Here is a 17,161-nt window from a genome sequence, read left to right as displayed (position 1 = left end):
AATGGTTCGGGCGCTGCTTCTGTTTGCGGTTCTGATGCTTCCGGTTTTCGGAGCATCGGCACAGCAAAGCGTCCAGCCTTCAGCCGGAACGTGGGCTCAGAAGAAGTGCAGTTTCTACGCCAAGGCTTGGCACGACCTGCTTTCGATGTCCGCTGACGGCGACGTTACCCGTGCTTTCATTGAGGGGAACAATGCTTTCATTGCAGCCGGCTGCTCCAACGGTGCGGATGTGTGCCCGTCGTCCAAGGGTGATATCGATCTTGCCAATCGCCTCACCATGGCCGCGATGAACTTCGGGACAGCGAGCTCATTCCTGCCCTTCGTCTGCCGGACGCGTTGAGGCGCTAACCACTCAATGACATGATTGTGAGACGACCTCGGCGCTTCGTCGCTGGACGCTTCGCCATGCTTGCCGCATCCTGAGTACCAGAATGGCATGAACGCATCGGCTCGATTTTTCGCAACGCGGTTCGGGGTGTGGCATGAAGCTGCGAACGCTGGCATTCAGTTTTTCGGCTCTCCTTCTATCCGCCATATCGGCGCTGGCGCAGGAGGGCGGGTTGCCGGTCAGCCAGTGCCAGGCGATTGCGCAGAACCTGCCGGGCGAGAAATTCCCCCATGTCCGCTATGCCAGCTTCAACCCTTCGGGTCCCGCGTTTGCGCCAGTCGTCAAACCGGTAAACCTGTCGGCGCGGGAAGAGGTGAAGATTACCTTCGTCGGCCACTCGACCTATTTCATCCAGAGCCCCGACGGTATCGGCATCGCCACCGATTACAGCGGCGTTCACCAGCCGTCACGGATGCCTGACGTGGTGACGATGAACAAGGCGCATTCCACCCACTATACGATGATGCCGGATCCTGCGATCGCCCACGTGATGCGCGGATGGAGCGATGTGCCGGGTGAGAAGGCCGAGCATCGGGAAATGGTCGGGGACGTCTATATCCGCAATGTCGTCTCTGATATCCGCAACTGGGGCGGCGGGATCGAGCCGGACGGCAATTCGATCTTCATCTTCGAGGTCGCCGGGCTCTGCATCGGGCATCTCGGCCATCTGCATTTTGAACTCAACGAGCAGCAGTACACGCAGATCGGTCGGCTTGATATTCTGATGGTGCCTGTTGATGGTGGTTTGACGATGGGGGCGGACAGCATGAGCCGCGTCGTTCAGCGGCTGCGGTCGTCACTGATCCTGCCGATGCACCGTTTCGGGCCGCCGCTCGAGCGGTTCCTGTCGATGTTCGACGGCAAGTTCGACATCGCCTACGCGCCGAGCGAGACGATCACCGTGTCGATGCGAAGCCTGCCGAAGAAGCCGACGATCATGGTGCCGCAAGGGCTGTGACAGGGGCTGTTCAAGCCCCTGTCGGTCGTTTGATCAGGCGTGACGCGTGAAGGTCAGGCGCTTGTTGACGCCGACTTCCGGCATCTTCTCGTCGTTCAGGTTCGCCTTGGCGATTTCCCAGCCGAACTTGAGCGTGCTGTCGGTCGACGCCCAGATTTCCGCATCATCGACACGGAAGGCCAGCATGGTGAGATGGGGATCGGACTTACCGTGTTCGTACCAGGCAGCCGTCACGGCGCTCCAGTATTCATCGATCTTCGCCTCGTCCTTGCGGACTTCCAGGGTGCCCGAGAGGCAGGCGTGGTAATCGTGATCCTTGCCGACCACGTTGAAGTGGGCGCGGGAGGCTGTGCCGAGCGCCTTCACCAGATCCGTATCGGTCCTGGTATAGAACCAGATCGTGTTGGTCTCGGAATCGACATTCGGCGCCATCGGCTGAAAATGCATGTGCGCACCTTCGATGCCGAGCATGCCCGCATGGATTCCGTTGATTTCGTCCCACATCTGACGTTCGGGGGCTTCGCGTGCTTCGGTAAGGCTCGCCATCTATAATTCTCCTTCTTTGTCGTGCGGTTGAAGAACGGAGGCGGGGCGGGGTTTGTTCCTCATCCGAAAGGCTCTTGAACGGCCTCCGCTTCGAAACTATAAGGCGGCACAATTCCAGATAATGATGCAGACAGGGGTGCCATGGCTGGCCATTCACAGTTCAAGAACATCATGCACCGCAAGGGCAAGCAGGACGGTATCCGTTCCAAGATGTTCTCCAAGCTTGCACGCGAGATCACCGTTGCGGCAAAGTCCGGTCTACCCGACCCGGATATGAACGCGGCACTGCGCCTTGCCGTTCAAAACGCCAAAGCGCAGTCGATGCCCAAAGACAATATCGACCGCGCCATCAAGAAGGCGTCGGGCGCCGATGCTGAGAACTATGACGCGGTGCGTTACGAAGGCTATGGCCCAGGCGGCACGGCCGTGATCGTCGAGGCTCTGACCGATAACCGCAACCGTACCGCCTCCAACGTTCGCTCGATCTTCACGAAGGCCGGCGGTGCTCTTGGCGAAACCGGTTCGGTGTCCTTCTCCTTCGACCATGTCGGCGAGATCACCTACAAGGCGTCGGTCGGCGATGCGGATACGGTCATGGAAGCTGCGATCGAAGCGGGTGCCGACGATGTGATTTCCGACGAGGAAGGCCACACGATCATCTGTGGGTTCGAGGCGCTCGGTGAAGTCTCCAAGGCGCTCGACGCCACGCTCGGCGGTGCCGAGACGGTCAAGTCGATCTGGAAGCCGCAGAACACGATCGAAGTCGACGAGGAACGCGCGCTGTCGCTGATGAAGCTCATCGGCAATCTCGAAGACGACGACGACGTGCAGAACGTCTATTCGAACTTCGAAGTCTCGGATGAGGTCATGGCCAAGTTGTCGGCCTGATCGCCTCTCTGGTCTTGAAATGAAGCGGGCCGGTCGTTGAGACCGGCCCGTATTCGATTACGCGGCTCGCTGCAGCTGGCTATCCATCAGCGACAGCTGCGAAAACAATTCCACCGAGCGGAGACGCTTGTCGATATCGTGGATCGGCATCGAGATGATGAGCTCGTCGGCCTGGGTTTCGGCCAGGAACTCACCGAGCTTGCGTTCGATGGTTCGCGGCGAGCCGACCGCTGCGTAGCGCAGCGTGTGCTCCACATTCATCTTCTCCATCGGCGTCCAGAAACCGGCCATCGTATCGAGCGGTTTCGGGAAAAGGCCGCGGACATTCTTGCGCAGGTTGACAAACTGCTGCTGCGACGAGGTGAAGAGCCTGTTTGCTTCCTCATCCGTATCTGCTGCCACACCCATGACACCGGCCATCACATACGGTTTGTCGAGATCCGCCGAGGGCTGGAAGCGATCGCGGTAGATGGCAATCGCGTCGAGCAGCATGTCGGGCGCAAAATGCGAGGCAAACGCGTAGGGGAGACCCAAAGCGGCCGCCACGTGGGCGCTGTAGGTCGAGGAGCCGAGCAGCCAGATCGGCACATTCGCCTCGGTTCCCGGCACGGCAAGGATTGCCTGGTTCGGGACGGGCGTTCCAAGCAGATGCTTGAGCTCGACGATATCCTGCGGGAAGTTTTCTGCGCCCGCATCGAGATTGCGTCTCAGCGCATTTGCCGTGCGCATGTCGGTTCCGGGCGCTCGGCCGAGGCCGAGATCGACACGGCCGGGGAGCAGCGCTTCCAGCGTGCCGAACTGTTCGGCGATCACAAGAGGAGAATGGTTTGGCAGCATGATGCCGCCGGAGCCAACCCGGATGGTCTTGGTCGCGGCGCCGACATGGGCGATGACGAGCGCGGTGGCCGCGCTGGCAATGCCCGGCATGCCATGGTGTTCGGCAAGCCAGAGGCGGTTATAGCCATGCTGTTCGGCCTTGATCGCCAGCCTGCGGGACTGGTCGAGAGCCTGGCTGACGGAATACCCTTCGCCGATCAGCGAAAGGTCGAGAATGGAAAACGGGATCATCGGCATATCCTGAAATGGATAGGAAAACGTGTTCTCCCTATCTAGGCAGCCGGTCTTGCAAATACGACCCCGCCGGCGATGAAAGTCGCTCGGCGGGGTCGGTGGAGGTCCGACAGTGAGGTCGCTGCCTCAGGTCTTGATCAGGCGCAGGAAGGGCTTGCGACCTCCCGACGACGGGGGCGACCCTTCAGGCGGAAAGAGTGGTGGCGCCGGCAAAATGGTCACGTCGGAGTAGCGTGCGGCAGCGCGATCAATCTCGCCGATGCTGCGGTTCAGACTGTCGAGAACAAGCGGCGTGGTCAGGATTTCGGGGGCCCGGGCATCCTTTGCCTTGGCCATTTCGTCGAGCTCGCCACGGATAGCCTCGGCCTCGGCCGCCTGAGCATCGGCGGATTCGGTCAGTTCCTCGACATTCTGGGCCAATGCATCGACGTAAAGGCCGATCGCACGCAGTTCGCGCTCGATCTCTTCGGTCTTGGCGCGGATTGCGCTCATGCCTGTAGCACTGGGCGTACCGGCCGACAGTTCCATCGTCTCGATCAGCTTCAACGCGGCAGCGACCGCTTCGCGCGGTCGGCGCATGTCAAGCTTGGTGTTGTGAGCGATCGTGCCGACGTGACGGGTGATTGCCTGACGCTGCTTGGCGCTTCTCTCATGCGCGCTCGTCTTTGACTTCGCGCGGGTAATTCTGTCTGCCTGATCCTGGCGGGCCTGAGCCTGGCTGCGCAGGATGGCGGCCATGGCTTCGGTGTCGGCCCGCATCGTCTCGACACTCGAAACGACGGTGCCGATGGTCCGGTCGATTGTTGCGAGGCCACGATTGAAATCGCGGCGCATGCCCTCAAAACGCAGTGGCATGGGTTCATCAAGTGTGGTGCGGATATCACCGCTTGCAAAGCGGCGCAGACCGCCGTCCAGGATGTCGGCGGTTCTGCGAAGATCGCGCAGCTCGGTCTCATTCCGATCATAGTCCCGTATCATTCGGGCGCCTCCTCGTGATTCTTAAGAAACCCTTTGTGACGAACCAACGCCATTAGGAAAAGGTTGTTGCGGTTGGATCACCACTTCTGCCCAAAACGATGCGGTTATGGTTAACAAAAGATGAACGCTTCCGACGGCTTCGGTCCGCATGTTGGCCTGCAGAGTCACTCCGCGTTTCGGCCTTGGCGCAGGATTCCCGGCGTGACACAACAGTTGCCATGACAAAACCGATTCGCATCATCGGCATCGATCCGGGGCTTCGCCGCACAGGGTGGGGTGTTATCGAGACACTGGGAAACTCGTTGCGCTTTGTGGCATCGGGGACGGTCGTGTCCGACGGTGACATCGACCTCGCCTCGCGCCTCTGCCAGCTGCACGATGGTCTGGCCGAAGTTGTGCATACCTACACGCCAGACGAGGCGGCGGTCGAGCAGACGTTCGTCAACAAGGATGCGGTGGCGACGCTGAAGCTTGGTCAGGCGCGTGGCGTCGTGATGCTGGTGCCGGCGCGTGCCGGGTTGCCTGTTTCGGAATATGCGCCAAACGCTGTCAAGAAAGCGGTCATCGGCGTTGGCCACGGCGAGAAGCAGCAGATCCACATGATGGTGAAGATTCTGATGCCGAAGGCGGAGTTCAAGGGTAATGATGCCGCCGACGCGCTGGCGATCGCCATCTGCCACGCCCATAACCGCGTTGCAAACCGCATGCGCCAAGCTTTGGCCGGCTGACGCATCAGCCTCCTCTGTTCTTGACTTGTTCTGACGCCCTCAGTAGGTATTTCGGCAGAGGCCGTACGCTCGCATCGGCTTCTGACGCGCGATGCAGCGCGCTATCGTGCCTGTTTCCCGATGCTCGGCATCATGATTTCCGGAACCCATTCTCCTTCATCCTCAGCGGCGGACCTAAGACATGATCGGCAAGCTCAAAGGCACTATCGACGAGATCGGCGAGGACTACGCGCTCGTTGACGTGCACGGCGTCTGCTACGAAGCCTTCTGTTCGGCCCGCACGCTGGCCCGCCTCAATGTGGGCGAAGCGGCAGTGCTGTTTATCGAGACCTATGTGCGCGAGGACCAGTTGAAACTGTTCGGCTTCCTGTCGGCACTGGAGCGCGAGTGGTTCAACCTCCTGCAGAGCGTGCAGGGCGTCGGCGCCAAGGTGGCGCTGGCCTTGCTCTCAACGCTGACACCGGGCGAACTGGCCAATGCGATTGCGCTGCAGGACAAGACCGCAGTGTCGCGGGCGCCCGGTGTCGGCCCCAAGGTCGCCGTCCGCATTGTCACAGAACTCAAGAACAAGGCGCCCGCCTTTGCCGGCGAGGCATCCGCCAATATCGGCTTCAAGCAGGAACTGGGCGAGGGCGTGGCGTCTGCGCCCGTCAGCGATGCGGTCTCGGCGCTCACCAATCTTGGCTATTCCCGAGACCAGGCGGCCAATGCCGTCGCCGCAGCTTTGAAGGCAGCCGGTGAGGATGCCGACAGCGCCAAGCTGATCCGGCTGGGTCTGAAGGAACTGGCGAGGTCGTGATATCCGGGGTAAGCACTGGGATATCGATAGGGCCAGACGATTACGGGAAGTAACAGATTGGGTGCGTTCACGAACATGGCTCTTGAAGGTCAGATCACGATAGCGATCAAGGATCGCGACGTGGCGAGAGTTGCTGCTCCACATGGCCGGTGCCACTGCTCCATGACATCAGACACAAAGGCCGCATCCTGCGCGCCCGAGATGGAAATTCTTGCATGACCGACGAAAACCGCCTCATCTCGCCGGAAAAACGGGGCGAAGATTTCGATACGGCGCTGCGCCCGCAGTCGCTCGACGAGTTTACCGGGCAGGCAGAGGCTCGCGCCAACCTCAAGATCTTCATCGAGGCCGCCAAGAACCGGGGTGAGGCGCTGGATCACGTGCTGTTCGTCGGCCCGCCGGGTCTCGGCAAGACCACGCTTGCGCAGATCATGGCCAAGGAACTGGGCGTCAATTTCCGCTCGACCTCCGGTCCTGTCATTGCAAAGGCCGGTGATCTTGCGGCGCTTCTGACCAATCTCGAAGACCGCGACGTGCTGTTCATCGATGAAATCCACCGTCTCAACCCGGCGGTCGAGGAAATCCTCTATCCGGCGATGGAAGACTTTCAGCTCGATCTGATCATCGGCGAAGGGCCGTCGGCACGGTCGGTGAAAATCGACCTGTCGAAATTCACGCTGGTTGCTGCCACCACCCGTATCGGGCTGTTGACCACGCCGCTGCGCGACCGGTTCGGCATTCCCGTGCGCTTGTCGTTCTACACGGTCGAGGAACTGGAAGGCATCGTCCGGCGTGGTGCGCGCCTGATGAACCTGCCGATGACCGATGGCGGCGCGCGCGAGATCGCACGGCGCGCCCGTGGCACGCCGCGTATCGCCGGACGGCTGTTGCGCCGTGTCCGCGATTTTGCCGAAGTGGCGCGTGCGGAAGCCGTGACCAAGGAGATCGCCGACGAGGCGCTGATCCGCCTCAATGTCGACCACGCCGGTTTCGACCAGCTCGACAAGCGCTATCTCAACATGATCGCCGTCAACTTCGGCGGCGGGCCCGTGGGCATCGAGACGATTGCGGCGGGACTTTCGGAGCCGCGCGACGCGATCGAGGATATTATCGAGCCCTACATGATCCAGCAGGGCTTCATCCAGCGCACGCCGCGGGGCAGGGTGCTGACGGCGATCGCCTGGAAGCATCTGGGCCTGCAGCCGCCCAAGGATATGGAAGCCGCCCAGTTCAGGATCAGCTTCGACGATGAGTAAGCGCGACAAACCCCAGGATCTGCGCATCCGGATGAAGTTCAAGCCGAAGCGCATTTTCCAGATGCGCATCGCCGGGCTTGGTTTTCGCGATGGCCATGTGCTGGTGCACCGCGCCGTGCACGAGACGTTCTGGACCTTTCCGGGCGGACGCGCGGAAGTGGGTGAAATGTCCGAAGAGACGCTAAAACGCGAGATGGTCGAGGAACTCGGGGCCGAGGTGAAGGTCGGGCGGCTGCTCTGGGCGGTCGAGAACTTCTTCCACTACGAAGACCGCGACTGGCACGAACTCGGCTTCTACTACCTGATGGAGCTGCCGGAGAGCTTTCCGTTTCATCCGACCGATATCGTCCATCGGATCGTCGACACGCACGAACTCGAGTTCAAGTGGGTGAAGGCGACGAGGGACTCGTTGAAGGCGCTGGATATCCCGCCCTATTTCATCGCGGACGAGATCGAAGATCTGACCATGAGCCCGAAACACGTGGTCTGGCGCGATGGCGATCTCGATCTGAAAGACTGATGTTGGAACATCCTTTGCTCGCTTGAGTTTTTTCAGGAGTAGAAGGAGATGATCCATGCAGAAGATCAGCGTCGGAAACGAAGTCGAATGGAAATGGGGAAAGTCGAAGGCCGAAGGTAAGGTCGCCGAGAAGTTCACCAAGGATGTCGAGCGCAAGATCAAGGGCAAGACGATCAAGCGCAAGGCAGATGCCGACAAGCCCGCCTTCCTCGTCAAGCAGGAAGACGGCGACAAGGTTTTGAAAAGCCAATCGGAGCTGAAGAAGACCGATGGCTGAAAGATCTTCGCACGAACATCAGCACGAGCAGTCTAAGACTCGCGCGCGCAGCCCGTCCAAACCATCGCAGCTTGACCACAAGCCGCCAGCCGACGTTGCGGCTGCGGCCGAGAAGGGCTTGAAGCTGCGCGCCGAATATCGCCGTGGCGGCACGACGGTCGGGATAGCACGCGCTCGCGATCTTCAGCATCGCAAGCATCTGTCGGAACAGACGGTGAAGCGGATGGTAAGCTACTTCAAGCGTCACAATGTCGACAAGCGCTCCGACAATTTCGGCGACGACGGCAACCCATCTGCTGGTTACATTGCCTGGCTTTTGTGGGGCGGCGACGCCGGCCAGAAATGGGCCGAAGAGCACATGAAGCAGATCGACAAGACGAAGCAAGAGGCCAAGACGCAACGCACCTCGTCCCACTAGGATCGTAGCGGGGATAAGATCAGGAGGAGGCGAGGCGGCGGATTGTTTGTGCAAGCAACGGTTTGCCACCGCCCCTCCAGCCAAGCGCCTCGATCTTTGCCGTCGGCATGACGCGCACTCGCGACAGATCAGCCTTCTCGGGCAAGCGGCGGCCATTGTCGACGTGACTGAGGATTTCGCTTCGATCGGTGAGTATGTCTGACACGTTGAAACTTTCGCCGGCGATCCTGGAGGCTTCGGCTTCCAGCATCAGACGAACGGCGGAGCCGACATCGCTGCCGTTTACTTCCGTTCCCGCACGCGGTTCAATGACGCCGCCGGAACGGTAGGTTTCAAACATCTGATCCCATTTGTTGGGTCTCAGATGTCCGTAGACACCAGTCAACCGCAGGCTTGCGGTCGAAAAGTGCGCGTCGCAAAGCCCGGCGACTGCCAATTCGCCTTTATGCTTGATTTCGCCGTAGAGACTTGTCGGTGACAGATCCGTGTCTTCGATCAGCGGCAACCCGTCAGGCAGGCCGTCATAGACAGCGCGGCTGGAGATGAGGACGGCGCGGCGGAGACCGGCTCGTTTGGCAGTCTCGAACAGTTTCATCGTGCCATTGAGGTTCATGCGGGCAAACCGCGTGGGATCGTCGCCTTCGCCGCCCCGGTATTTCCCCGCGACGTGGTCGAAGGCGGCGTGGACGAAGAAATCGGCACCGGTGAAGACATCACTCTGGTCGAGATCGGGATCGAGCGAGAGGGGGACGAATTCGACTGGTTTCGAGAACAGGTCGGGTTGCGGCCGTGTCCGGCCGCCGACGGTGACCGAGTAGCTGGCGTCCAGCAGCGCTTCGACGATATAGCGGCCAACGAGCCCGGTCCCGCCCGAGACGAGGACTTTCATGGCAACGGCGCCGGATTGGGCAGCGCGGTGATGTCGGGCGAGCGCCCTTCGTAGAAGTCCCACCAGAGATCGATCAGAGGTCTCAACTGCTGCGCCTTCGGGTGATCCTTCTCCCAGGGCTTTTCATACTGGTAGTGGAGGATGCCGATGCTTTCCCAGTTCCAGAGATCGGGCATTGCGAACCACACATATTGCAGCATGTTCATGGTCACCGGCAGGCCGTGCCAGTCCGGAAAGAAGTGTTCCAGAAACGTCTGGTCGGTGCGCCGCCAGAAGGCGTCGGGAACGTCCAGCGCCGCCATCATACCGTCGAAGGTCTGCAGCGAGGGTTTGGCTACGAAGACGCCGGAGTTCATCCGGTGGAAGTCGGCCATGCTCTCGTAGACGTTCGGTGCCGCGGAAAACTCCGGATAGGCGAACAGCTTGTCTATGTTCTTCAGCACCAGCGCGTCCGCATCGACGAAAACGACCTTGTCGTAGTCGGTCAGCTGCCACAGGCGCAGCTTGCAGAAATTGTCGAGCGGCGTGTGGAACTCCGGCTTGTTGCCTTTGGTAAAAGGCGCCGCGCCATGCAGGTGCTTACGGGCGTGACGGTCGTTGAACGCGTCGGACAGCGGAAGGTGTGTGACTTCCACCATACGGCAGCCCAGGGCTTCGAGGGGGCCAAGGTCGGATGCTGAGACCGCCGCCGTATGCAGCACGACGATCTCGGCCGTGGTCCCGGTCAACCTGATCGACCGGGCCAATGCCGTGGCGCCCATCGCGTAATCGGCATTGGTGACGAGGGTGACGAAGGCGTTTTTCATTGCGCCATCACGAGACGGATTTCAGCCGCATGCCTTCCGGATCGTGCTCCACTTTGGCGGCGATATCGCGCGTCCAGGCGGAAACGGCGGGGACACGGCTGCGATCGACGCGGTAGGCATATTTCTTCGCGACATCAACGATCTCGGCGAGCAGGCCTTCGCCGAGCGTCGTCGGCTGCAGGCCGAGGCTCAGGAACTTGTCGTTCTTCACGACGAGATCGTTTTCCGGGGCTTCCTTGCGCGGGTTGGGCAGCCAGGCAATCTGGGCGCCGCTCATCTTGGAGATCATTTCGGCCAGATCCCGCACCCGGTGGGTTTCCGTCATCTGGTTGAAGATCTCGACGCGGTTGTTGCGGGCCGGCGGCGCGTTGAGCGCGATCTCGATGCAGCGCACCGAATCCTGGATGTGGATGAAGGCCCGCGTCTGGCCGCCGGTTCCGTGTACCGTCAGCGGATAGCCGATCGCCGACTGGATCAGGAAGCGGTTGAGAACCGTGCCGTAATCGCCGTCGTAGTCGAACCGGTTGATCAGCTGCTCGTGCCGGCGTGTCTGCTCCGTGTGGGTTCCCCAGACGATGCCCTGATGGAGGTCGGTGATCCGCAGGCCGTCGTTCTTAGCATAGAAGGCAAACAGCTGCTGATCGAGGCATTTCGTCATGTGGTAGATCGAGCCGGGATTGCTTGGATAGAGGATCTCCTGGCTGACCGTGCGCCCATCCATCGTCTCGATGCCAACAGGAAGGTAGCCTTCCGGGATCGCCGCACCGACGGTCGAGTAGCCATAGACACCCATCGTGCCCAGGTGGATGAGATGCGCGTCGAGGTCGAGCTCGACCATGGCGTTCAACAGATTGTGCGTGGCGTTGACGTTGTTGTTGACAGTGTAGTTCTTGTGGCGGTCGCTCTTCATCGAATAGGGGGCTGCCCGCTGTTCGGCGAAGTGGATGATGGCGTCTGGACGGTTCGCCGCCAGCCAACCCTTCAGAAGCTCGTAATCCTTGGCAAGGTCGATCAGGTGAAAGTGGATGCGGCGGCCGGTCTCGGCGTGCCAGATGCGGGTCCGTTCCTGAATGCTGTCCATCGGCGTCAGCGACTGAACACCGAGTTCCGTATCGATCCAGCGGCGCGACAGGTTATCGAGAATATGCACCTCGTGGCCGGCATCGGACAGGTGAAGCGATGTCGGCCAGCCGACGAAACCATCGCCGCCAAGGACTGCAATCTTCATGAATGTTCTCTCCGTTCGCGGGTGCCCTATTTTATGCGGGCGGGAAGTATGACAGGACACCGAAAGTGGATCGGTATTCCGCCTTTATCCAGGGGATGAAGATGGAATTTCAAGGCAAGCTTATGACAGAGCAGAATTTTTTGTTATCCGGAGAACTGATCGAGGGCGGTCACAGCCTCGTCCAGCGGGTCTATTACGAGGACACGGACTTCTCCGGCCTCGTCTATCACGCCCGCTACCTGCACTTTCTCGAGCGCGGCCGAACCGATTATCTGCGTTGCCTCGGCTGCGAGCAGGGTGCGCTTCTGTCGGCGGATGAGGAGGGGCTGGTCTTCGTCGTGCACCGCATGGAGATCGATTTCAAGCAACCGGCCCGGATGGACGATATACTGACGATCCAGACGATCACCGAAAAGGCGGGTGGCGCCAAGATGGTTCTCACCCAGGAAATCCGCCGCGGCGAAACGCTGCTGATTGCGGCGAAGGTGGTCATCGCCGTCATCAACAGATACGGCCGTCCACGACGACTGCCGGAGGCGATCGCGGAGAAGTTTCTAACAGCGCCGATCTGAGCTTCAGACAATAGAGCCAAAGCGCTGATCAAGCTTGCGGCCGTAACACATTATTAACGATAATGTAGTCTTACTAACCCGTGAGGAATTTGTGCAACGCACGCCTTCCTTTGACCAAATTTGAAGGCGAGAAGCCAAGCTGAAAACTCAGGACATCTTGGGCGTTAGGCGGCGATCTCGGCGGACAGAAACATTCTCGCGAGAGCGCGCTTTGGAACCCGCCCGGTTGTGAAATGCCGGGCGTTTGGATTCGGGGATTGAAGACAGATGGAACAGGTAGCTCTGGAAGCTGCGACGCATGACGTGAGCCTTTGGGCGCTGTTCATGCAGGCCGGACTGATCGTCAAGATGGTGATGATCGGGCTGATGGGTGCCTCGGTCTGGACCTGGGCGATCGTCATCGACAAATATATGGCCTTTTCAAAGGCGCGGCGTCAGTTCGATCAGTTCGAACAGGTGTTCTGGTCGGGTCAGTCGCTCGAAGAACTCTACCGCACCCTTGGCGAGCGCCAGAATACAGGCCTTGCCGCCATCTTCGTCGCTGCCATGCGCGAGTGGAAAAAGAGCTTTGAACGCGGCGCCCGTTCGCCGATCGGTCTCCAGATGCGTATCGACCGCGCCATGGACGTGACGATGTCGCGTGAAGGCGAGGCCTACGAGGCACGTCTTGGGTCGCTCGCAACCATCGGTTCGGCCGGTCCGTTCATCGGTCTGTTCGGTACCGTCATCGGTATCATGACCTCCTTCCAGGCGATCGCCGGATCGAAGTCCACCAACCTTGCGGTCGTTGCACCGGGTATCGCCGAAGCGCTCTTGGCAACCGCCATCGGCCTTGTTGCCGCTATCCCGGCAGTTATCGCCTACAACCGTTTCATGGGCGAGGCTGGCAAGCTTTCATCGCGGATGGAAGGTTTTGCCGACGAATTCTCGGCCATCCTTTCGCGCCAGATCGACGAGAAGCTGCAGCCACGCCAGGCCGCTCAGTAATCAGGCACAACGCCAGGAGTAAGCACCATGGGCATGTCGGCCGGAGGAGCAAAGTCGGGAGGCGGTCGTCGCGGACGTCGCGGTGGGCGAAGCCGTAGCGGCGCGATCAGCGAAATCAACGTCACGCCGCTTGTCGACGTCATGCTCGTGCTTCTCATCATCTTCATGGTCGCCGCACCGATGATGACTGTCGGCGTGCCGATCGACCTGCCTGAAACCCAGGCCAAGGCGATGAATTCCGATACGCAGCCGATCACCGTTTCGGTCAATCCGGAAGGGCAGATCTTCCTGCAGGAAACCCCGATCACGATCGACGAAATCCTGCCGAAGCTGCAGGCGATCGCCACGACCGGCTATAACGAGCGCATCTATGTGCGTGGCGACACTGCCGCTGCCTATGGCGTGGTGATGAAGGTCATGGCCCGCATTTCGTCTGCCGGTTACAAGAACCTCGGCCTCGTTACCCTTCAGGAACAGGAGCAGTGATCCCACGCCATGAAGGGTAGTATCGGCACATCGCTGGTTCTCCATTCGGTGCTTCTCGGCTGGGCGCTTGTCTCGCTGAGTTCACCGATGCAGCTCAACGTCGCCGACGTCGAGGCGCTTCCGGTCGACATTGTCCCGGTGGAATCGATCACCCAGATGCAGCAGGGTGACAAGAAGGCGCCTCTCACCGAAAAGCCTTCGGTGAAGGAAACTAAGAACCAGAAGGTCGTCGAAAACGCCGAGAATGCCGGCGAGAGCGACATCGACCTGAAGTCCCCGCCGACACCCGCCAAGAAGCCCCTGAAGACCGAAGCCGCCGCCGCGCCAAAGCCGGTGGAGCGCCCGACGCCGACCCCGACGGACGAGGACAACCAGGTCAAGGATATCGTCAAGGAAGAGACGGCACCGAAGCCTCAGGAAGTGGCAGCGCTGCCGCAGCCTAAGCCGGAGCCGACCCCGCCAAAGCCCGAGCCGACGCCGCCCAAGGCCGAGACACCGCCACCGACCCCAACTCCGACCGAAGCCAAGACCGAGGAAGCGCCGCTTCCCGACAGCGTTCCGGTGCCCGCTGCCAAGCCGAAGCAGGAACCGCCGAAGGAGCAGGCAAAGCCCGTCGAAAAGCCGGTCGAGAAGAAGCCTGACCCGCCGAAGCCGACAGAAACCGCCAAGGCGGATACCAAGGCGACGGAAGCTTCAAAGCCGACCGACAAGAAGGAAGGCAAGAAGCAGGAGACGGCCAAGTCCTCGTCTTCCAAGGCCAGCGACTTCAATGCCGACCAGATCGCAGCGCTTCTCAACAAGCAGGACGCGTCGGGCGGCGGTGCCAAGCGTTCGACGTCGCCTGCTTCCACCGGCAGCACTAAGCCGTCTACTGGTTCAAAGCTCAGCGTCAGCGAAATGGACGCGTTGCGCGGGCAGATCGGCAAGAACTGGTCCTATATCGCCGGCATCGAAGGTGCAGAAGGCGTGGTGATCCGCGTCCATATGCGGCTCGACCAGTCGGGCATGATCGTCGGCGAACCCGAAGTTTCCTCAAGCGGCGGTTCAGATACGGCCCGCCGGACGCTTGAATCCAGCGCGCGCCGCGCTGTCTTGCGTTCGTCGCCGTTCAAGAACCTGCCGGCAGACAAATACGATGCGTGGAGCGAAGTCATCGTGAACTTCAGCCCCAGCGATCTTGATATGCTTTGAAAGGCCAAACCATGATCAGACGTTCCTTCCTCGGGCTCATGATGGCGTCCGCCGGTGCCGCCGCGATCTCCAACCCCGCAAACGCGGTGGTCGAGATCAACATCAACAAGGGCAATGTTGAGCCGCTGCCGATCGCGATTACCGATTTCCTGTCCAACAACGAGCTTGGACCGCAGATTTCGCAGGTTATCGCCGCCGATCTTCAGCGCTCGGGCCTCTTTGCGCCTGTGAACAAGCAGGCGTTCATCGAAAAGATCACCGATCCGGGCCGCGCGCCGCGTTTCGAAGACTGGAAGGCGATCAACGCCCAGGCGCTGGTCGTCGGCCGTGTCAGCCGTGAAGGCGACGGTCGTCTGCGCGCCGAATTCCGTCTCTGGGATACGTTTGCCGGCCAGCAGATGACCGGCCAGCAGTTCTTTACTCAGCCGGAAAACTGGCGTCGTCTGGCGCACATCATCGCCGACGCGATCTACAAGCAGATCACCGGCGAGCAGGGCTATTTTGACACCCGCGTCGTGTTCGTATCCGAAAGCGGTCCGAAGACTGCCCGTCAGCGTCAGTTGGCAATCATGGACCAGGACGGTTTCAACGTCCGCATGCTGACCGGCACCAAGGATCTCGTGCTGACGCCGCGCTTTTCGCCAAGCCGTCAGGAAGTCACCTACATGTCGTTCGAGGGCAACCAGCCGCGGGTCTACCTGCTGCAGCTGGAAACTGGACAGCGCGAAGTGGTGGGCAATTTCCCCGGCATGACGTTCTCGCCTCGCTTCTCGCCTGACGGTCAGAAGGTGATCATGAGCCTTCAGCAGGAAGGCAACGCCAATATCTACACGATGGACCTGCGTTCGCGCACGACGACGCGCCTGACGTCGACGGCTGCGATCGATACCGCGCCATCCTATTCGCCCGACGGTGCCCGCATCACGTTCGAAAGCGACCGTGGCGGCCGCCAGCAGATCTACGTGATGGGGGCCGACGGTTCGGGCCAGAGCCGCGTCTCGTTCGGCGATGGTTCCTATTCGACGCCGGTCTGGTCGCCGCGTGGCGATCTGATCGCGTTCACCAAGCAGTCGGGCGGAAAGTTCTCGATCGGCGTGATGCGTCCGGACGGTTCCGGCGAGCGCATCCTAACATCGGGCTTCCATAACGAGGGTCCGACCTGGGCACCGAACGGTCGTGTTCTGATGTTCTTCCGCCAGAACGCCGGCGCCGGTGGTCCGCAGTTGTATTCGATCGATCTCAGCGGCTATAACGAGCAGATGGTCAAGACACCGGCATTCGGGTCCGACCCGGCCTGGTCGCCGCTTCTTGAATAGGAGGCACGTTTGAGGCGCGGCAGATCTGCCGCGCTTGCGTTCCAACCGGCAGCGAACGACTGAAAAATAGGGCACCGGAAGGAATTCGTTAACCATAAGCGTTTGATCATGGTTAACCTAAATCCGTTAGAGTTCGGCAACTCTTAAATTAAATGATCAAGGAGAGAACGGCCATGAGCCGCATTCATACCCCGGCGATGAGCCGTATGCAGACCCTCGCTCGCAACCCGGCCGTCATCGCTCTGACGCTGGCCCTCGCTCTCGCAGGCTGCGCCAACAAGAAGAACCTTCCGAACAACGCGGGTGACCTTGGCCTCAACGGCGGTGGTGCCGGCGGCTCGGCGACACCTGGCTCGAGCCAGGACTTCACGGTCAATGTCGGCGACCGGATCTTCTTCGATACGGACTCGACCTCGATCCGTGCAGATGCCCAGCAGACGCTCGATCGTCAGGCTCAGTGGCTGCAGCGTTACCCGAACTACGCGATCACCGTCGAAGGCCATGCCGACGAACGCGGTACCCGCGAATACAACCTGGCACTCGGCGCCCGTCGCGCTTCGTCCACCAAGGAATATCTTGCTTCGCGCGGCATTCCTGCCAACCGCATCAAGACCATCTCCTTCGGCAAGGAACGTCCGGTCGCCGTTTGCGACGACATCTCCTGCTGGTCGCAGAACCGCCGCGCGGTTACCGTTCTCGGTGGCGCTGGCATGTAATGCCGGTGAGGGGCGGGGCCAGTCTCCGTTCCACACATGACATTTTGGTGAGAAAAGGTGGCCTTCGCGCCACCTTTTTTGTTTTTCCTTAGTTTGGCCCCGTTTCCCTTGATTTTGAACGTCGACTTGGTTGCTTTTTGACG

Annotated in this window: 21 protein-coding genes; 15 read left to right on the top strand and 6 right to left on the bottom strand. The window is 60.5% G+C overall.

Annotation, left to right across the window (positions count from 1 at the left end):
• Position 1 precedes the first annotated feature (1 nt).
• Both J3A65_RS14130 and J3A65_RS14125 read left to right on the top strand, forming a co-directional pair.
• Entirely contained in the window at positions 2-340 is a 339-nt protein-coding gene (locus J3A65_RS14130) for a hypothetical protein (protein ID WP_174196155.1), read from the top strand.
• A 142-nt stretch (positions 341-482) separates the two neighbouring features.
• Positions 483-1,346, top strand: a complete 864-nt coding sequence (locus J3A65_RS14125) for an MBL fold metallo-hydrolase (protein ID WP_209901816.1) — start codon at positions 483-485, stop codon at positions 1,344-1,346.
• 33 nt (positions 1,347-1,379) lie between these two features.
• Here J3A65_RS14125 and J3A65_RS14120 read toward each other — a convergent pair whose 3' ends face one another.
• Positions 1,380-1,892 carry a pyridoxamine 5'-phosphate oxidase family protein gene (locus J3A65_RS14120; protein WP_062460791.1) on the bottom strand — a complete coding sequence of 171 codons (513 nt, stop codon included), beginning with the start codon at positions 1,890-1,892 and terminating at the stop codon, positions 1,380-1,382.
• Between the two features lie 141 nt (positions 1,893-2,033).
• Here J3A65_RS14120 and J3A65_RS14115 point away from each other — a divergent pair, with 141 nt between their 5' ends.
• Positions 2,034-2,780 carry a YebC/PmpR family DNA-binding transcriptional regulator gene (locus tag J3A65_RS14115; RefSeq protein WP_062460788.1) on the top strand — a complete coding sequence of 249 codons (747 nt, stop codon included), beginning with the start codon at positions 2,034-2,036 and terminating at the stop codon, positions 2,778-2,780.
• A gap of 57 nt (positions 2,781-2,837) precedes the next feature.
• On the opposite strand, the gene J3A65_RS14110 is transcribed toward J3A65_RS14115, so the two are convergent.
• Both J3A65_RS14110 and J3A65_RS14105 read right to left on the bottom strand, forming a co-directional pair.
• On the bottom strand, positions 2,838-3,848 hold the full coding sequence (locus tag J3A65_RS14110; protein WP_209901814.1) for an LLM class flavin-dependent oxidoreductase: 1,011 nt from the start codon (positions 3,846-3,848) through the stop codon (positions 2,838-2,840).
• Between the two features lie 129 nt (positions 3,849-3,977).
• A complete protein-coding gene (locus J3A65_RS14105; protein WP_209901812.1) occupies positions 3,978-4,829 on the bottom strand; it encodes a methyl-accepting chemotaxis protein in 852 nt (283 codons plus the stop codon).
• A 218-nt stretch (positions 4,830-5,047) separates the two neighbouring features.
• Here J3A65_RS14105 and ruvC point away from each other — a divergent pair, with 218 nt between their 5' ends.
• The 6 genes from ruvC (at position 5,048) to J3A65_RS14075 (ending at position 8,827) form a co-directional block, all read left to right on the top strand.
• Positions 5,048-5,557 carry a crossover junction endodeoxyribonuclease RuvC gene (gene ruvC / locus J3A65_RS14100; protein WP_062460782.1) on the top strand — a complete coding sequence of 170 codons (510 nt, stop codon included), beginning with the start codon at positions 5,048-5,050 and terminating at the stop codon, positions 5,555-5,557.
• Between the two features lie 181 nt (positions 5,558-5,738).
• Positions 5,739-6,356 carry a Holliday junction branch migration protein RuvA gene (gene ruvA / locus J3A65_RS14095; protein WP_062460779.1) on the top strand — a complete coding sequence of 206 codons (618 nt, stop codon included), beginning with the start codon at positions 5,739-5,741 and terminating at the stop codon, positions 6,354-6,356.
• Between the two features lie 215 nt (positions 6,357-6,571).
• Positions 6,572-7,612 (top strand): Holliday junction branch migration DNA helicase RuvB, encoded by a 1,041-nt coding sequence (gene ruvB / locus J3A65_RS14090; protein ID WP_209901810.1) that lies wholly within the window; start codon positions 6,572-6,574, stop codon positions 7,610-7,612.
• Between the two features lie 31 nt (positions 7,613-7,643).
• Positions 7,644-8,132, top strand: coding sequence for an NUDIX hydrolase (locus J3A65_RS14085; protein WP_245341683.1), 489 nt, complete (start codon positions 7,644-7,646; stop codon positions 8,130-8,132).
• 55 nt (positions 8,133-8,187) lie between these two features.
• Positions 8,188-8,409, top strand: coding sequence for a DUF2945 domain-containing protein (locus J3A65_RS14080; RefSeq protein WP_062460771.1), 222 nt, complete (start codon positions 8,188-8,190; stop codon positions 8,407-8,409).
• Positions 8,402-8,827: a hypothetical protein gene (locus J3A65_RS14075; RefSeq protein ID WP_325263012.1), complete on the top strand. Its 426-nt coding sequence runs from the start codon at positions 8,402-8,404 to the stop codon at positions 8,825-8,827. The genes J3A65_RS14080 and J3A65_RS14075 overlap by 8 nt, the downstream gene beginning before the upstream one ends.
• Before the next feature lie 19 nt (positions 8,828-8,846).
• On the opposite strand, the gene J3A65_RS14070 is transcribed toward J3A65_RS14075, so the two are convergent.
• The 3 genes from J3A65_RS14070 to J3A65_RS14060 are packed head-to-tail and all read right to left on the bottom strand — an operon-like array spanning position 8,847 to position 11,750.
• Complete coding sequence (locus J3A65_RS14070; RefSeq protein ID WP_209901805.1) at positions 8,847-9,716, bottom strand: NAD(P)-dependent oxidoreductase; 870 nt, start codon at positions 9,714-9,716, stop codon at positions 8,847-8,849.
• Positions 9,713-10,522, bottom strand: a complete 810-nt coding sequence (locus J3A65_RS14065; RefSeq protein WP_209901802.1) for a glycosyltransferase — start codon at positions 10,520-10,522, stop codon at positions 9,713-9,715. Before J3A65_RS14065 ends, J3A65_RS14070 begins: the two co-directional genes overlap by 4 nt.
• Positions 10,523-10,529: 7 nt before the next feature.
• The gene (locus J3A65_RS14060) at positions 10,530-11,750 is read right to left on the bottom strand and encodes an NAD-dependent epimerase/dehydratase family protein (protein ID WP_209901800.1); all 1,221 of its coding nucleotides are present in this window, start codon (positions 11,748-11,750) and stop codon (positions 10,530-10,532) included.
• Positions 11,751-11,872: 122 nt separating this feature from the next.
• Here J3A65_RS14060 and ybgC point away from each other — a divergent pair, with 122 nt between their 5' ends.
• The 6 genes from ybgC (at position 11,873) to pal (ending at position 17,018) form a co-directional block, all read left to right on the top strand.
• Positions 11,873-12,322: a tol-pal system-associated acyl-CoA thioesterase gene (gene ybgC / locus J3A65_RS14055; RefSeq protein ID WP_062461839.1), complete on the top strand. Its 450-nt coding sequence runs from the start codon at positions 11,873-11,875 to the stop codon at positions 12,320-12,322.
• A 267-nt stretch (positions 12,323-12,589) separates the two neighbouring features.
• Positions 12,590-13,309 (top strand): protein TolQ, encoded by a 720-nt coding sequence (tolQ, locus tag J3A65_RS14050; RefSeq protein ID WP_062582426.1) that lies wholly within the window; start codon positions 12,590-12,592, stop codon positions 13,307-13,309.
• A 27-nt stretch (positions 13,310-13,336) separates the two neighbouring features.
• The gene (gene tolR, locus J3A65_RS14045; protein WP_062460755.1) at positions 13,337-13,795 is read left to right on the top strand and encodes a protein TolR; all 459 of its coding nucleotides are present in this window, start codon (positions 13,337-13,339) and stop codon (positions 13,793-13,795) included.
• 9 nt (positions 13,796-13,804) lie between these two features.
• Positions 13,805-14,986, top strand: coding sequence for a hypothetical protein (locus tag J3A65_RS14040; RefSeq protein WP_209901798.1), 1,182 nt, complete (start codon positions 13,805-13,807; stop codon positions 14,984-14,986).
• A gap of 11 nt (positions 14,987-14,997) precedes the next feature.
• Entirely contained in the window at positions 14,998-16,302 is a 1,305-nt protein-coding gene (gene tolB, locus J3A65_RS14035) for a Tol-Pal system beta propeller repeat protein TolB (protein ID WP_062460748.1), read from the top strand.
• Positions 16,303-16,475: 173 nt separating this feature from the next.
• Positions 16,476-17,018 carry a peptidoglycan-associated lipoprotein Pal gene (gene pal, locus J3A65_RS14030; protein WP_062460745.1) on the top strand — a complete coding sequence of 181 codons (543 nt, stop codon included), beginning with the start codon at positions 16,476-16,478 and terminating at the stop codon, positions 17,016-17,018.
• Positions 17,019-17,161 lie beyond the last annotated feature (143 nt).

The sequence above is a fragment of the Rhizobium sp. PvP014 genome (genome assembly GCF_017876855.1).
GTDB lineage: Bacteria > Pseudomonadota > Alphaproteobacteria > Rhizobiales > Rhizobiaceae > Neorhizobium > Neorhizobium soli.
This window is presented reverse-complemented; position numbering and strand designations above follow the sequence as displayed.

What these genes read in the sequence shown, in the direction of transcription:
- J3A65_RS14075 (WP_325263012.1), top strand. Translation starts at nt 8,402, where the DNA reads ATGGCTGAAAGATCTTCGCACGAACATCAGCACGAGCAGTCTAAGACT.
- ruvB (WP_209901810.1), top strand. Translation starts at nt 6,572, where the DNA reads ATGACCGACGAAAACCGCCTCATCTCGCCGGAAAAACGGGGCGAAGAT.
- tolQ (WP_062582426.1), top strand. Translation starts at nt 12,590, where the DNA reads ATGGAACAGGTAGCTCTGGAAGCTGCGACGCATGACGTGAGCCTTTGG.
- tolR (WP_062460755.1), top strand. Translation starts at nt 13,337, where the DNA reads ATGGGCATGTCGGCCGGAGGAGCAAAGTCGGGAGGCGGTCGTCGCGGA.
- J3A65_RS14040 (WP_209901798.1), top strand. Translation starts at nt 13,805, where the DNA reads ATGAAGGGTAGTATCGGCACATCGCTGGTTCTCCATTCGGTGCTTCTC.
- tolB (WP_062460748.1), top strand. Translation starts at nt 14,998, where the DNA reads ATGATCAGACGTTCCTTCCTCGGGCTCATGATGGCGTCCGCCGGTGCC.
- J3A65_RS14080 (WP_062460771.1), top strand. Translation starts at nt 8,188, where the DNA reads ATGCAGAAGATCAGCGTCGGAAACGAAGTCGAATGGAAATGGGGAAAG.
- J3A65_RS14130 (WP_174196155.1), top strand. Translation starts at nt 2, where the DNA reads ATGGTTCGGGCGCTGCTTCTGTTTGCGGTTCTGATGCTTCCGGTTTTC.
- ybgC (WP_062461839.1), top strand. Translation starts at nt 11,873, where the DNA reads ATGACAGAGCAGAATTTTTTGTTATCCGGAGAACTGATCGAGGGCGGT.
- pal (WP_062460745.1), top strand. Translation starts at nt 16,476, where the DNA reads ATGAGCCGCATTCATACCCCGGCGATGAGCCGTATGCAGACCCTCGCT.
- ruvA (WP_062460779.1), top strand. Translation starts at nt 5,739, where the DNA reads ATGATCGGCAAGCTCAAAGGCACTATCGACGAGATCGGCGAGGACTAC.
- J3A65_RS14060 (WP_209901800.1), bottom strand. Translation starts at nt 11,750, where the DNA reads ATGAAGATTGCAGTCCTTGGCGGCGATGGTTTCGTCGGCTGGCCGACA.
- J3A65_RS14085 (WP_245341683.1), top strand. Translation starts at nt 7,644, where the DNA reads ATGAAGTTCAAGCCGAAGCGCATTTTCCAGATGCGCATCGCCGGGCTT.
- J3A65_RS14115 (WP_062460788.1), top strand. Translation starts at nt 2,034, where the DNA reads ATGGCTGGCCATTCACAGTTCAAGAACATCATGCACCGCAAGGGCAAG.
- J3A65_RS14125 (WP_209901816.1), top strand. Translation starts at nt 483, where the DNA reads ATGAAGCTGCGAACGCTGGCATTCAGTTTTTCGGCTCTCCTTCTATCC.
- J3A65_RS14070 (WP_209901805.1), bottom strand. Translation starts at nt 9,716, where the DNA reads ATGAAAGTCCTCGTCTCGGGCGGGACCGGGCTCGTTGGCCGCTATATC.
- J3A65_RS14105 (WP_209901812.1), bottom strand. Translation starts at nt 4,829, where the DNA reads ATGATACGGGACTATGATCGGAATGAGACCGAGCTGCGCGATCTTCGC.
- J3A65_RS14120 (WP_062460791.1), bottom strand. Translation starts at nt 1,892, where the DNA reads ATGGCGAGCCTTACCGAAGCACGCGAAGCCCCCGAACGTCAGATGTGG.
- J3A65_RS14110 (WP_209901814.1), bottom strand. Translation starts at nt 3,848, where the DNA reads ATGATCCCGTTTTCCATTCTCGACCTTTCGCTGATCGGCGAAGGGTAT.
- ruvC (WP_062460782.1), top strand. Translation starts at nt 5,048, where the DNA reads ATGACAAAACCGATTCGCATCATCGGCATCGATCCGGGGCTTCGCCGC.
- J3A65_RS14065 (WP_209901802.1), bottom strand. Translation starts at nt 10,522, where the DNA reads ATGAAAAACGCCTTCGTCACCCTCGTCACCAATGCCGATTACGCGATG.